The sequence below is a fragment of the Rhodococcus sp. ACS1 genome, from assembly GCF_002300155.1.
GTDB classification, from domain to species: domain Bacteria; phylum Actinomycetota; class Actinomycetes; order Mycobacteriales; family Mycobacteriaceae; genus Rhodococcus_F; species Rhodococcus_F koreensis.
This window is the reverse complement of sequence record NZ_NSDZ01000004.1, coordinates 52,298-65,877: the sequence shown is the minus strand read 5'-3', so window position 1 is coordinate 65,877 and position 13,580 is coordinate 52,298. Positions and strand designations below refer to the sequence as shown.

At 65.1% G+C, this 13,580-nt stretch carries 13 protein-coding genes; 2 read left to right on the top strand and 11 right to left on the bottom strand.

The genetic code is table 11. The features are described 5' to 3' along the window. Positions 1-61 precede the first annotated feature (61 nt). Complete coding sequence (locus CJ179_RS12650) at positions 62-475, top strand: VOC family protein (RefSeq protein WP_072944383.1); 414 nt, start codon at positions 62-64, stop codon at positions 473-475. On the opposite strand, the gene CJ179_RS12645 is transcribed toward CJ179_RS12650, so the two are convergent. Continuing rightward, entirely contained in the window at positions 440-1,651 is a 1,212-nt protein-coding gene (locus CJ179_RS12645; protein WP_095861750.1) for an FAD-dependent monooxygenase, read from the bottom strand. The genes CJ179_RS12650 and CJ179_RS12645 overlap by 36 nt on opposite strands. A 93-nt stretch (positions 1,652-1,744) precedes the next feature. Between CJ179_RS12645 and CJ179_RS12640 the strand changes: the two genes are divergently transcribed. Next, positions 1,745-2,461, top strand: a complete 717-nt coding sequence (locus tag CJ179_RS12640) for a TetR/AcrR family transcriptional regulator (protein ID WP_095861749.1) — start codon at positions 1,745-1,747, stop codon at positions 2,459-2,461. Positions 2,462-2,476: 15 nt separating this feature from the next. On the opposite strand, the gene CJ179_RS12635 is transcribed toward CJ179_RS12640, so the two are convergent. The 10 genes from CJ179_RS12635 to CJ179_RS12590 form a co-directional block, all read right to left on the bottom strand. After that, positions 2,477-2,749, bottom strand: a complete 273-nt coding sequence (locus tag CJ179_RS12635; protein WP_095861748.1) for a hypothetical protein — start codon at positions 2,747-2,749, stop codon at positions 2,477-2,479. 200 nt (positions 2,750-2,949) lie between these two features. Further along, a complete protein-coding gene (locus CJ179_RS12630) occupies positions 2,950-4,644 on the bottom strand; it encodes a PucR family transcriptional regulator (protein WP_095861747.1) in 1,695 nt (564 codons plus the stop codon). A gap of 9 nt (positions 4,645-4,653) precedes the next feature. After that, positions 4,654-6,159 carry an amidase gene (locus CJ179_RS12625; protein ID WP_072944376.1) on the bottom strand — a complete coding sequence of 502 codons (1,506 nt, stop codon included), beginning with the start codon at positions 6,157-6,159 and terminating at the stop codon, positions 4,654-4,656. Between the two features lie 100 nt (positions 6,160-6,259). Further along, positions 6,260-7,369, bottom strand: a complete 1,110-nt coding sequence (locus tag CJ179_RS12620; protein ID WP_095861746.1) for a ring-opening amidohydrolase — start codon at positions 7,367-7,369, stop codon at positions 6,260-6,262. A 166-nt stretch (positions 7,370-7,535) separates the two neighbouring features. Then, positions 7,536-8,762: a GTP-binding protein gene (locus CJ179_RS12615; RefSeq protein WP_095861745.1), complete on the bottom strand. Its 1,227-nt coding sequence runs from the start codon at positions 8,760-8,762 to the stop codon at positions 7,536-7,538. A gap of 113 nt (positions 8,763-8,875) precedes the next feature. After that, a complete protein-coding gene (gene nthB / locus CJ179_RS12610; RefSeq protein ID WP_095861744.1) occupies positions 8,876-9,517 on the bottom strand; it encodes a nitrile hydratase subunit beta in 642 nt (213 codons plus the stop codon). A gap of 25 nt (positions 9,518-9,542) precedes the next feature. Next, entirely contained in the window at positions 9,543-10,166 is a 624-nt protein-coding gene (nthA, locus tag CJ179_RS12605) for a nitrile hydratase subunit alpha (RefSeq protein WP_072944368.1), read from the bottom strand. A gap of 40 nt (positions 10,167-10,206) precedes the next feature. Beyond that, entirely contained in the window at positions 10,207-11,262 is a 1,056-nt protein-coding gene (locus CJ179_RS12600; protein WP_095861743.1) for a phenylacetaldoxime dehydratase family protein, read from the bottom strand. A gap of 153 nt (positions 11,263-11,415) precedes the next feature. Then, complete coding sequence (locus CJ179_RS12595; RefSeq protein WP_373560139.1) at positions 11,416-12,321, bottom strand: helix-turn-helix domain-containing protein; 906 nt, start codon at positions 12,319-12,321, stop codon at positions 11,416-11,418. Positions 12,322-12,434: 113 nt separating this feature from the next. Next, the gene (locus CJ179_RS12590; RefSeq protein WP_072944362.1) at positions 12,435-13,397 is read right to left on the bottom strand and encodes a helix-turn-helix domain-containing protein; all 963 of its coding nucleotides are present in this window, start codon (positions 13,395-13,397) and stop codon (positions 12,435-12,437) included. Positions 13,398-13,580 lie beyond the last annotated feature (183 nt).

Here is a 13,580-nt window from a genome sequence, read left to right as displayed (position 1 = left end):
TGTCGGTCGGTCGTTGTACCGTCGTTGCTGTCGGTTCCGGCACCTAGAAGGAGCATGCCTCATGACCTCTCGTCTCAACCCCTACATCAGCTTCAACGGCAACGCTCGGCAGGCGATGGAGTTCTACAAGGACGTCTTCGGTGGCACCCTGGCGGTGAGCACATTCGGTGAGTTCGGCGCCCCGGACGCCGAGGGAGCCGACAAGATCATGCACGCCATGCTCGAATCCGACAACGGGTTCACCCTCATGGGGGCAGACACGCCGCCCGGCATGGAACACAACCCGGGCACCAACATCGCAGTGAGCCTGAGCGGTGACGACGGCGACCTGCTCCGCGGTTACTGGGCCAAGCTCTCGGACGCCGGCTCCGTGTCGGTGCCCCTCGAAAAGCAGATGTGGGGAGACGAATTCGGTGCCTGTACCGACCAATTCGGTATCTCATGGATGGTCAACATTGCCGGGACGCCCAGCTGATCGCAGCGCCGGGTAGTCCTGCAGGTCGATGTCGGTGGCGAAGGAGTCGGTCAGCTTCATCATCAGGCCGAACAGGGCCTTGGACTCGAACGTCCAATTCCGCAGCCTGATGCGAGTCGGCGACTTCGGCGCGAGAAACGGTCCGGCGCCGGCCTTGCGGGCGACCTTCGCATACCGGTGCATCTGCTCGTTGTAGCGTCCGAACGCCACGCGGTGGTCGCCACCGGTGGCGGCGAGTTCGCCCGCGAGCACATACGCACCGACGAGGGCGAGACCGGTTCCGAAGCCGCCCAGCGTGTTTCCGTACGCGGCATCGCCGAGTAGGGCGACGCGTCCGGCGGTGTAGGTATCGGTCTCGACCCTCGCGATCGAGTCGAGATAGAAGTCGGGCGCGTCGTCCAGGTGCGCGAGCAACCCGGGCACGCGCCAGCCTGCACCTGCGTACGCGGCGGCCAGCAGTCGCTTCTGCTCGGTGATGTCGCCACGGTCGTAGTCGATCGGGTCGGAGGCGAAGACGAACAATTCGGGAGCCCTCGGTCCACCGACGACGGCCATCCTTCCAGGTTCGTTGTACATCCATCCCGTCGCGCGTTCCCGGTCGGGCGACGCCGCAGTCACCGCGGCCGTGGTGCCGACGACGGCGTAGTAGTACCCGAGGAATCGGACGAAGTCCTCCTCCGGCCCGAACCGGTGTTTGCGCACGGCCGAGTGGATGCCGTCGGCGCCGAACACCAGGTCGAAACGGCGTGCGTGCGATTTCTCGAACATGACCTCGACACTGGACTCCGTGTCGGTGACCGCGGTGACGGAATCACCGAAGAGGTACTCGCACGAATCCGCGGTCCGTTCGTAGAGGATCTCGGTCAGGTCGCCCCGCAGGATCTCGACGTCCCCGCCGATGAACTCACCGGGCATCGTCGCCAGGTGCTTGTCGCGCTCGTCCACGATCCGGAGGTCCGTCTTTCCGGTCTGCCTGCGGCGCACCTCGTCGAGAATCCCCATCCTCTCCAGCACCTGCCGGTGCACCTCCCCTTTGAAGTCGACAGCCTGGCCGCCGACCCGAAGGGCCGGCGCCTTCTCGACGACGGTGACGGCGTAGCCGCTGCGAGCGAGCCAGAACGCCAGGGCGGGCCCGGCGATGCCGGCACCTGAGATCAGGACGGTTTCGTTCGGCATGGGAGCCCTCCGAGAATGAATTGTGTCTCACGGACACAATTCAGTGTATGGTAGACACTATTCCGGATCAAGAGTCGGCCGGAGGAGCGCAAGATGGTCACCCAGCCCCGTACCGCCGAGCTGCTCTGGGGATCACCGGACAGACCGAAGCGCGGCCCCAAGCCGGCGCTGAGCCTCGAGCGGATCGTCGCCACCGCCATCTCGATGGCCGATGCGGAGGGCCTCGCCACGCTGTCGATGCAGCGCCTCGCGGAGGACCTCGGGTTCACCAAGATGTCCCTCTACCGCTACACCCCGGGGAAGGCCGAGCTGACCGCCCTCATGCTCGATGCCGCTCTCGGACCCGCACCCGACCTGTCCGAGATCGACGGCGGCTGGCGCGCAGCGCTCCACGAGTGGGCACTGCGCATGTGGGCGGGTCTGCGACGGCATCCGTGGGTCGTGGACGTCGCCGTCGGCCCCCGCGTGATGGGACCGAACGAACTGGGCTGGCTCGAAACCGGCCTCTCGGCACTGAGCGGCACCGGGCTCACCGGCGGAGAACGACTGGATTCGGTCGTCCTGATCACCGGCCACGTCCGCAGCCTCGCTCAGCAGTCGACGGCCCCCGGCGCCGAAACCGACACACCCGAGAAGGCCCTGAACGCGCTCATGACGGGAATCCTCACCGACAACTCCGAACGCTATCCCGAGGCGGCGGCCGCCTTCGCCTCCGCCCGCTCCTCGTCCGGGCAGGACGACGCGCTCGAATTCGGCCTGGCCCGGATCTTCGACGGCCTCGCCGCACTCGTCGCGGAGCGCGCCGAATAGCGGGCCGCGGCCCGATCAGGTGGATCGAGGCCTGAGCAACACGGCGATTGTCACAGCCAGGACGCCGCCGCACAGAAGTCCGGCAAGCGCTGTGGCCCAACGCTGCCCCATCGATGCATCCGTGGAAGTCAACGCGCTCACCAGCATCGTCGCCGCACCTGTCACTGACAGGGTGACATTCCAGCTCAGAAGCTGACTGGTTCCGGTGTGGACACGCAGAAGGGACGGGGGGATCAGCACGTTGGAGACAATGAGAAGCACAATGCCTGGGTAGAGCAGAGCGTTCATTGCTGTCCTATCACAGAGCGGTGGACGGAGAGGACGAGTTCATCCGCGGGACTTTTGCATTGGCGCTGTTTCTGCACGCTGCGCTCAGCTTTCCACCGATGCGCGGGTGCGGGGATAGTAGCCATTTACCAAGATTTCCCACCGGTTGAGCAAATATCGCCGATGCTCTCGCCGCCGGGCCCGGATATCGTGGTGATCGGTCACAAGCCCTCCATCTCCACTACCCTCAATGCGAGCGCGACGTCCAGGCGCAGAATGGGATCCGTCGTGAACGGGCCGACGATGCTCTCCAACTTGCCGATTCGGTATCGCAGCGTGTTGTAGTGGAAATGCAGGACGCGTGCAGTCTCGGCGACGTTGCAGTTGGTGTCCAGGAGTGCCTGCATCGTCTGGCGGAGATCGATCGCCTCGTCTGCGTCGCCCGCCAGCGACCCGAGGATCTCGGTGGCGAACGATCGGAGCTCGGCGCTGTCGTCGACCAGGGAGAGCAGTCTGTGGACGCCCAGGCTGTCGAAGTGTGCGACAGAACCGTTCCCGCGCATGCGCCGCCCCACCGTCACGGCCTTACGTGCCTGGTCGTACGCCTGCGGAAGCTCGGCAGCCGAACCGATGACCCGGCTCACGCCGGTGCAGAAGGAATGCCTGCCGCCTCCACGGTCACCGGTGACGGCCGCAATCAGATCGTCCACGACAATTCTCGCGTCGTCGTCACCGACCGGCATCAACACCACCACCTCGTGGCTGAACCCGACCACCGGTGCGTACCGGTCCCTGCGCCGGACCACCTGTTTCCAGGCAGCAGTGAGTCTCTGTTGCGGCATCCGTCCGGCACCCGGCGGCCGTATCGCAGGGCCGGCGGTCGAGCGAGCGGGGTCCGGGTCGAGCTCCGCGACAACGACCACCATGGCGCGGTTCACGTCCCATTCGAGCTGCGCGCAGTGCTCCGTAATCTGTGCAACCGTACCGGCATTCCCGTTGAGTACGTCGCGCAGAAAGTCGCCGTGAAACCTTGATTCGACCGCCGACACGGCGAGTTGCTTGGTCACCGCCAGCGCGACAACGGTTGCGGCTCGCTCCAGCGCTTGCACGGCGACGGAGCCCAATCCGCCGTCGCCCACGAAGGCGACGATGACGCCGTGTTCGGTCCCGCCCGCGTGAACCGGTGCGACGCCGATCTGGCCGGCTTCCGTGCCCGGCGCCGGCTGCAGGCCGTGGCGCAGACGCTCGGTGCGAAGCCGGCCGGACGGGTCGAACAGCGGCAGCCCCTCCAACACCTGCAGATTGGCCGTCGTACCCGCTGACGCGTTGACCCGCCCGTCCGGTGTGCAGATCAGCACCGCAGCGTCGAACAGCGCGGCGACCTCGTCCGCAATCTGCGGCAGGTCGCCACCTTCGAGGACGATCTTCGTCAAGGCACGGTGCATGCGATCGGCAACGTCGAGGGCGAACGCCTGCCGATCGACGAGGTGTGTGAACACCTCGGACATCACCTCGTCGAAACCGATGTCGTGTGGGATGAGAAACAGCGGGATTTCGAGACGGTCCGATGCCTCGAGCATCGCGGCAGGGAGATCGCCGAGGTACCGGCCCTCCTTGACACCGAGTGCGGCTGCGCCGCACCGGGCGAGGCCCTCGACGAGTTCGACCAGCGCGAGGGGGTCGAACGGCTCGCCCGAATCTGCATGTCGCAGAGGGAACCCCGTGGTGATCAACAGTTCGTTGGGTTTAACCCACGGCAGGATGTCCGGCACCTCGATGACGTTGACCCGCTGAACGGTCTGCTCCAGTCCGCCCGCCCCCGCGATGAGCGTGGAGCCGGCCAAGCTGGGGAGGGTCAGCACCTCCCGAATCGTCAACGCGTATCCGGCAGGTGACGGCAGATCGACTGCGTCCACGGGTGCAGCTCAGTTCGAGAGGAGTGCCGGCGGAAGCACGCGCTGCGTCCACTTCGTCTTCTGCTCGTACGCGTGGGCGAGTTGGAGGACGGCTCGGTCAGCGCCGTGTCGGCCGATTATCTGAATTCCCATCGAGAGCCCGCGGCCATCGAAACCGACCGGCATCGCGGCAACCGGGAGGCTCGTCATCGTCCACGGTGCGACGGTCTCCATCCACCGGTGGTAGGTGTCCATGGGCCGGCCGGCGATCTCGGTGGGCCAGTGTGTGGACTTGTCGAAGGGGAACACCTGAGCACTGGGCGCGAGGATGTAGTCATACGTTTCGAACATCTTCGTGAGTGCGGCCTGCCAATCGTTGCGGGCCGCCGCGGCCTTGGTGACGTCGAGCGCGGACAGTGCGATTCCGTGTTCCATCTCCCACACGAATTCGGGCTTCATCTGCTCGCGTGTCTGCGGGGCGTCGTAGAGGTCGACCAAGCCGAGCTGTGCCCACCAGCGCCATCTCAGAAAGAGCTGCCAGATGTCTTCGGGCTTGTAATCGGGAAGCGCCGCCTCGACGTGGCAGCCGATGTTCCGGAATGCGTCGAACGAGGACTCGCACAGCTCGAGAACTCCGGGTTCCGTCGCCAGGTACCCGTCCCAGTCGCCCACCCATGCGATCCGCGTTCCGCGGAAGTCCCGCTCGAGGTTCCGCGTGAAGACCTCGGGATCCTCGCCGATGCCGAGCGGGGCGCCTGCGTCGGGCCCTGCCATCGTCGACAGGAGTTGCGCCACGTCGGCAACCGACCGACCCATCGGGCCGACCACCGCGCCCTGAGCGATGAAGCCTGCCTCGGGGATGCGTCCCCAGGAAGGACGAAATCCCACAACATTGTTGAAGGCCGGCGGATTTCGCAGCGACCCCATGTAGTCGCTGCCGTCGGCAACCGGGACCATCCGCAATGCCAGGGCCGCGGCGGCACCGCCGCTGCTTCCACCTGCGGTGCGTGACGTGTCGTACGGTGTCGCCGTCGTACCCCATACCGGGTTGTACGTCTGGGACCCGAGTCCGAATTCGGGGGTGTTCGTCTTGCCGATGACGATGGCACCCGCCGCCTTGATCCGCGCGACGAACAGATCGTCCGCGTCGGCGATCCGGTCGGCGAAAATGGGTGATCCGGACGTGAACGGAAGCCCCTTGGCCGCCGAGAGATCCTTGACGGCGTGCGGGAACCCGTGCATCCAGCCGAGGTAGTGCCCGTCGGCGAGCTGATGGTCCCGTTCGCGCGCCTCGGCCAGCAACTCGTCCCGGCCCCGCAGGGCAACGATGGCGTTGACACTGCCATTGTGCCGTTCGATGTGGTCGAGATAGGCAGTCATGACGTCGACGCACGACACCTCGCGGCTCTTGATCAAGCCGCTGAGCGTCAGCGCGTCGCACATGACGAGATCGTCGTATCCTCCTGGACCGCCGAAGGGTTCGACGTCAGTCCGGGGCGAATCGCCCGCGTCGACGGGATCGATGACGTGTGACACTTGTGAACCTCTCCACGGTTTCGGAAGCGATTGCTGGCGATCGAGGGTGCGCAGCGGCCCGGTGGCGGCCACGCACCCTCGTTCACGGTGCGACCAGGAACTACTGGCCGAGGTCGACGATGGCGGCGACGGGGCCGCCACCCTCCGGGCCCTGATGTGCGGCCGACACGGACACGAACACCGCCGGGTCACCGGTGACCGACGACGCGACACCGCCTACGCACGACTTGATCTGACGGTGCCAGTGCACGTCCGAGTCGTCGAGCATCGCGTTGCGGCGGCCGCGCACCGTCCCGTCTTGACTCGCCTCGCACTTGAGGAAGACATTGACGAGCCGGCCGCCCAGGTCGCTCGTGTGGGGCCGCTCGGGCAGCTCGAGTCCCGCATCCCGGATCGCCGACCAGATGCCGTCCTGATCGAGCGGATCCTTCATCACGCTGTGCCCGATCCGGTAGCGGCCGCCGACACCGCGCGCGTTGCCCACCACCACGATCTGAGCCCGGTCCAACTCGACACCCGAGGAGCAGGATGCGACCGACGAGTAGAGGTCCCGGCTGTGCATGACGTCGGCATCGCCCGGCATCTCGATCTCGCCGAGGGCGACGGCAATCCCCAGTGCCGTACCACCGTTCGACAGGTCCATCGACTCGTGCGTCTGCTCGGTCCACACCGTCTCGCCGCGGCTCTTGGCGTCCCGGATGGTGTGGATCGTCAGCAACGGCGTCTTCGTCTGCACGTAGTGCACGTCGGCGGGGTCGGTGATTCCGGCGTTGTCCATCGCCATCTTCACCGCTGCTGCCACCTTGGTGATCATCGCCGTGCGACCGATGTCTTCGGGGAGAAGTTGCTCACTCATCGCGACACCGACGGTCAGTCGCGGCTCTTCGGTCTTCACCGCCTTCTCCGCCGGCACGGTTGCGAAGATCGTTGCGTGCGGGCTGATCACACCGTCGGTACCGCCGGACCAGACGATGGGCACCCCGGCCACCTCGTCCGCGCTTCGGCTGCCCTTGGCGGAGAGGACCTCACGGAAGGCCCGGTCCGCGATGATGCGCGTGTAGTCGTTGACGCCGCCGTTGCCCTCGGTCTTGCCGATGACTGCGACGACGCGGTCCGCTTCGAACACACCGTCGTCGATGAGCTTCGCCAGCTCGCCGGCGTCGGACACGCTGTGCAGGGGAACCTTGCGGACCTCGATTGCTTCGGGCATTGACATCTCCTCTATACGTGGCTTGCGGGTAGTCGAGATCAGCCGGTGGCGATCGGAACTCCAACGCAGCCCACGCTATGAGGGCGAGCACCTTCGGACATTGGCAAAGTTTGCCCAAACCAGAACTCACATTGGGCAGAGTTGGCCAGTGCCGCTGGTGACAGGATCAGAGGGTGCTCGTCTGGGCTACCTGGCTGGTCACGTGATCGGAGTGACCGGCGCCGAGGGGGTCGGGCCACCCCGACCACGTGTCGGGACCAAAGTCGATTTCCGCGGTGGTGAGGAGACAGATGTCGAGCTGATGCCGAAGGGTGTCGGCGTCGATGCCTTGGCCGATGAAGACGAGTTCCTGTCGGCAGTCACCGACCGGTTCTTCCCATTTGTCGAGAATTCCCTGGCGGCGGTAGTCGTCTTCCGGCCAGTAGCTGTCGGGGAGGAACTTCCACCACCGTCCGACGTACCCGTGTCGGATCATGTGACCGGCTTGGGAGATGCTGCCGATCTCGGTGAACCGGCCGGCGTTCCAAAAGTACCCTTTGGCGCGGAGAAGTCTGCCGTTCGTCCAGTCGCCGGTGAGGAACCGGTGTAGCCGCCCCGGGTGGAAGGGGGCGCGTTCGCGGTAGACGACCGAACCGATTCCGTATTCCTCGGTCTCGGGGGTGTGCTCTCCCTGGAGTTCCTGCAGCCAGCCGGGCGCCTGGGCTGCCCTGTCGAAGGAGAACAGGCCGGTATCCATGATGGCGTCGAGTGGGACGTGTCCGTGAGATATCGCGTGGATGTCCGCGGTCTTGTTCAGCGATCGAATCAAGGCGGTCAGCTCGGCGAGGTGCTCGGCGGAGACGAGGTCGGCTTTGCTGATCAGGACCACGTCGGCGAACTCGATCTGATCGACCAGAAGATCGGAGATGTCGCGTTCGTCCTCGGGAGCGTCGGCCCCGACGGGACCGCCGGACCGGTAGTCCCGGAGAAAACTGTGGCCGTCGACGACGGTCACCATGGTGTCCAATCGCGCGATGTCGGCAAGCGCGTGCCCGTCGGTGTCGATGAACGTGAATGTCTCGGCGACGGGCAGGGGCTCGGAGATGCCGGACGATTCGATCAGGAGGTAGTCGAATCGTCCGTCGGCGGCCAGGGTTCTGATCTCGTCGAGGAGATCCTCCCGCAAAGTGCAGCAGATGCAGCCGTTGGTCATCTCGACGAGCTTTTCCTGTGATCGACTCAGCGAGATCTCTCGTTCGACCTCGGCACTGTCGATGTTGATCTCGCTCATGTCGTTGACGATCACCGCGACGCGCCGGCCTTCACGGTTGCGCAGGATCTGGTTCAGGAGTGTCGTTTTTCCTGCACCGAGGAATCCGGACAGCACGGTGACGGGGAGGCGCGTGTCATTCATTGGTCGGTTCCTTCCGGAGAATCTGGTTGTACTCGACGACAGACCGGCGGCGGAGGCGCGGAGTTCCGGGCAGGCTTTCCACCGCCGGTCTGTGTTCATCGTGTCGGATGCGTTCAGGCGGCTACCTTTTCGAGGTATCCCTCGAAGAGGTCGACCACGACACTGCCTGCGTCGGTGTCCTCGCCGAAGAGGTCCTCCGCCGTGAACTGGACGTGATAGGTGGATTCGGCACCGGCGTCGTCGCGCCCGTGGCCTATCGAGTCGGGGAACGGCCATTTCTCGGTGGTGCGGTGGGTGATCGTTCCGACCCGGCCGCGGCAGTATGCCGGCATCCGGATGTGCCCGGGCACGTGCTCGTCGCGGACCCGAACGCGCTGCCCCACCTCGAAGGTGATGCCGTCCGTCCGCGCCGGCCGGCCTTCCGATTCCGCAGGAAGGGACAACGGGAACGGGCCGCCCGCGAGCGCCTCGAGCTCGTCGTGGGTCAGGATTCCCTTCTCCACCATCAGGGTTGCGACGCCGATGACGTACCGCTCGTAGTACGGCGTCATCATGTAGTGGCGTGGTTCCATTCGTTCGACGACGTGCCTGACTTCGTCGACACTGAACGCCCCCAGGTCTGCGGCGCCGAGGAACAGCAGACTGTAGGGGAGGTGCTCCCACTCCGCGTGAAAGGGTCCGCCGATGTCGGCGTTGACGGTGTGCGGGACCTTACCGAACCCCTGGACACCGGCGAGATCGTGTACTCCATCCATGGATCTGTTCCTTCTCTTCGGGTGCTCAGGCGCTCGGAACCTGCGGGATCGCGACCCCGATCAGGCAATCTTTGGTGACGATCTGCTGGAGTTGCTCCCGGCTCCACCCCTCGGTGCCTGCCGGCCGCTGGGGCAGGACGATGTAGCGCGTTTCGGCGGTGGTGTCGTACACCCGGATCTCGACGCCCTCCGGAATGTCGGTGCCCATCTCGGACAGCACTTTTCTCGGTTCACGAACCACGCGGGCGCGGTACTCGAAGCTCTTGTACCAGGTCGGCGGCAGGCCGAGGATCGGCCAGGCGGTGCACGAGCACAGAGAGCAGACGATCACGTTCTTGAGTGTGGGCGTGTCCTCGAGCGCCACGATGTATTCACCCTGCGGTCCCAGGTACCCGTACGTGCCGACGGCCTCGGTACCGTCGGTGAGCAGAAGTTGCCGGAACTCGTCGTCGGTCCATGCCCGGGCGACCAGTTCTGCGCCGCGGTGGGGGCTGAAGTCCTCTTCGAACGTCTTCTTCCAGCCTTCGACGTATCCCTCGGGAACCAATCCCTTGCCGTCCAGCGCCCGGAACAGCGCCCAGGCGCGGTCGGCGGCCGGTGCCTGTGCGGGAGTCGCGTTCTCTGGTGTGTGTTCGATCGTTACCGACATTCTTCACCTTCTCTGTAGGGGCTGAAAATTGCGAATAGCTCTACTGCGGCGGCTGCGCATCACGCAGCATGCCGGTCAGCGGATGGCAATTGATGTACTCGTATCGCTGGTCGCGCGCGTCGAATACCGAGACTTCATGGTAAAGGCGAAGTTTCGACAAGCTGGCTGCGACGCGGAAGAAAGTGGTGAAGATTCGCAGGTGGGTGGGATGAGATTCCGCCCAGCGTTCGAGCTTGTCCAGCGAACCCCAGTGGCCGATGTTGTAACTCTGGTCGAGAAAATTTCCGTCCAGATCGATGTTGCGCACAAACCTGTTGCTGTAGCAGCCCACCGATTGTCCGTTGTCGCGCAGAAAGTCCATGCCGTCCTGCAGAGTGGGCAGAATCTCGTCGAGATACAAGTTGCGTTCCGCCGTTTCGGCCTCGGCCCAGTCCTGCCCGGAGCGGATCAGTGCGATGTTGTCGTGACCCTGAACCACCACGCGGCCACCTGCGGCGGGATCACCACTGAGTACGCGCAATTCACCCGACGGCTGGATCCAGTCGGTCTGGGAGATCGGGAAGCGCTCGCGCATCGAGCCCCAATAGCCGTGCTCATTGATCTCGCCGCTGATACCGCCCATGACGGCACCGACACCCGGAAGGGCGTCCTGGAACGCGTACAGCGTCTCGAACTGTTCGGCCCGCGGGGCCACGATCTCACGGAAGTGCCCCAGCCCCTCCGACAGCCTCTCGTCCGATGCCCACCAGTCGGCCACCTCCGGAAACTGGAGCCAACGATCATGGGCAGCAATATCTTTCCAATAGCCCACGACCATCAGATTCTCATGACTCTGATTGTCGACGTGATGGGTCAGGTCATAGTGCAACGGGCCGTCGGGCAGATCGAAACCAGCCACCATGTCGCGCATGGCGCGCAGCGCGGCCGGGCGTTGCGCGTCACCGCGGAACTGCACACCGAGGTATCCCATCACCACCTGCTGCACTTCTTCGGCGGCACGTCCCACCCACATCGGAAAGGGTGGCTGGTAGCCATCCGGGACGCGTCGGGTCAACGTGCGGGGGCAGGTGAGGTGATCGCTGATTGCAGATTCCATGAGGGCTCCTGGTTCTGGTTCATCGCGTGCGGGCCGCCGCGTCGGCGGCTGAAAATCCCGGCAACACAGAAGTTACCTCCCCGACCGACGGCGAATCTGACCGAGAGAGACAGGTATTTGGACGAGAGGGACAACTCGAGTTGCGTCCCGACGTCAGGTCCGCGGCGCTGCCGCCGTCGCCCGGTACTGGCGCGGGCTCATCCCGTACTCGCTCTTGAACGTGCGGCTGAACAGTGAGGGGTCGGCGAAACCCCAACGGCGAGAGATCTGGCCCAGCGAGCGATCCGGGGTCGTGCTCTGGGCCAAGTCGCGGCGACATTGCTCGAGTCGCCGCACTCGGATGACGCGCGATACCGTCGTGTCCTGCTCGGCGAATACCCGGTGCAGGTGCCGGGTGGAAATGCCGAGGGCCGAGGCGATCACGGACGGCGAGAGCGATGGATCTCCGAGGCTCTCGTCGATCATCGTGATCGCTGCGCGGTAGGTACTCGAACGTGGCGCGCCGACCGGCCGGCCGACGGCCCGCAGGACGGCAGTGACCAGGTCGCCGACCTCGTCCACGATTGCGTTCCCCGCTCCGGCATCGGATGCGATCCGGCTCGTCACGATGTCGTGAAGGAACCGGCCCACAAGCCCACTGGCTCCGGCACGGCCGTCGAAGGCTATCGCGGTGAGGTCGTGAATCTCCGTTTCGCTGAACGACAGTGAGCTCCTCGGCCACGTGAAGACCTCGAGCACCCACGAACCGTCATCCGGATGCCCGTCGATCCGCCAATCGAAAGGGCGAGACGTGTCGTACAGGACGAAGTCGTCGTGATCGAGTACGCACTCCCGGTCATCCTGGGTGACCACGGCACGCCCACGACGGATCCGCCCGATCTGGAGGTAGTCGGCACGGTCGGCTCTGGCCAGGCTGCCGCTGCGGGCGATCCGTTGCTCGGTCGATTGGACTGTGGACACCTTGAGATGAGCAAGTTCGGACGACCGCACCGCACCGGTGAACCGGGGGCGGTCTTCGATGCCCGAGACACTGAGGGCGACGAAGTGCTCGCGCAGCATGTCCTCCCAGTCGGAGGCCCGTGTCGTCCGCACGGGTAATGCAAACCCGGACCTGACAAGCATCGGTACCTCTCTTCGGTCTGATCGCGCAACGCTCCCCCGGGAGCCTTCGGTTACCGGTGCAATTCCCGGTACCTGCTCGGGCTGACGCCGTATCGGGTGGCGAACGCTCGGCTGAATACCGACAGATCGATGAATCCGAACTGCGCGGCGATATCGGTCAGCGAACGGGAGGCGTTGCGCGGTGACAGCATCGCGTCACGGCAGACCTCGAGTCGGTGTGCCCGGATCGTGGCTGCCACGGTGTTTCCGAATCGAGCGAACACTCTGTGAACGGTTCTCGTGGAGATGAAGAACGCATGGGCGATGCGCTGCGGGGACAGGTCCGGGTCGTCGAGATTCCGCTCGATGTACCGGAGCATGTTCGCGTAGAGGTCGCGTGCGGTGACATCGGGATCGTCCGGCTCAGCCTCTTCCTGTGCGGCGGTGATTGCCAGGTCTGCAATTCCGTCCGCCAGCCGCATCGCACCGCTTGGCGACGGTTCCTTCTCGACTGCGAGAAGTCCGGCGAGCATCGGCGACAGTAGCTGTCCTACTGCCGAATTGGATCGCACGGTCCGTGCCGTCAGTTTCTGCGACTCACCCTCGGTCAGCGAGACGGCACCGCGCGGCCACGTGAATACCTGGAGGTGCCATTCCGGTCGCAGGTTCCAGGTGAACGGGCGGGAGGATTCGTAGATGGCGAAGTCGCCCGGCCGCAGTGTGCAGGTTCGTCCGTCTTGGACGAGTTGTCCCTCACCGGCGACGACCATGCCGATCTGCATGAGGTCGAGCGGATGCCGGTCGGTCAGCTGCGGCGTCCTGTGAAAGGTCTGCGGTGTGGCCAGGACGTCGGCGGCCAGCAGATGCGCGAATCGCCGGGTGTGGACCGCCCCCGCGAAGCGATCGGATTCGCCCGGGCTGATCTTCAATGCCACGAAGGTCTCGCTGATCACCTCGACCCAGTCTCGGAGGGCAGCTGTCCGGATCACCTCCGTGCGGCGGTGCTCGCCACCCGGTGCGAGCGACAACGGCATGAGCAGCCCCTTTCCCTCGCCTGCACGTCACGCTAAGAGCAATCCGGCGTCACTGTCAATGACAGCTGACCACTGTTTCCGCTGGAGACAGGCCTCGGCGGCGAAGTTGGCACTGAGCGCAAAGCGGGCTGTCACTCTGAGACAAACGCTGCGGTTCGGCGGCTTCTACGGTTCGTAGAACAC

Bases quoted from the DNA above. Each gene is read 5' to 3' on its own strand.
- CJ179_RS12650 (WP_072944383.1), top strand. From the start codon at position 62: ATGACCTCTCGTCTCAACCCCTACATCAGCTTCAACGGCAACGCTCGG.
- CJ179_RS12645 (WP_095861750.1), bottom strand. From the start codon at position 1,651: ATGCCGAACGAAACCGTCCTGATCTCAGGTGCCGGCATCGCCGGGCCC.
- CJ179_RS12640 (WP_095861749.1), top strand. From the start codon at position 1,745: ATGGTCACCCAGCCCCGTACCGCCGAGCTGCTCTGGGGATCACCGGAC.
- CJ179_RS12635 (WP_095861748.1), bottom strand. From the start codon at position 2,749: ATGAACGCTCTGCTCTACCCAGGCATTGTGCTTCTCATTGTCTCCAAC.
- CJ179_RS12620 (WP_095861746.1), bottom strand. From the start codon at position 7,369: ATGCCCGAAGCAATCGAGGTCCGCAAGGTTCCCCTGCACAGCGTGTCC.
- CJ179_RS12615 (WP_095861745.1), bottom strand. From the start codon at position 8,762: ATGAATGACACGCGCCTCCCCGTCACCGTGCTGTCCGGATTCCTCGGT.
- nthB (WP_095861744.1), bottom strand. From the start codon at position 9,517: ATGGATGGAGTACACGATCTCGCCGGTGTCCAGGGGTTCGGTAAGGTC.
- nthA (WP_072944368.1), bottom strand. From the start codon at position 10,166: ATGTCGGTAACGATCGAACACACACCAGAGAACGCGACTCCCGCACAG.
- CJ179_RS12600 (WP_095861743.1), bottom strand. From the start codon at position 11,262: ATGGAATCTGCAATCAGCGATCACCTCACCTGCCCCCGCACGTTGACC.
- CJ179_RS12595 (WP_373560139.1), bottom strand. From the start codon at position 12,321: ATGCTGCGCGAGCACTTCGTCGCCCTCAGTGTCTCGGGCATCGAAGAC.
- CJ179_RS12590 (WP_072944362.1), bottom strand. From the start codon at position 13,397: ATGCCGTTGTCGCTCGCACCGGGTGGCGAGCACCGCCGCACGGAGGTG.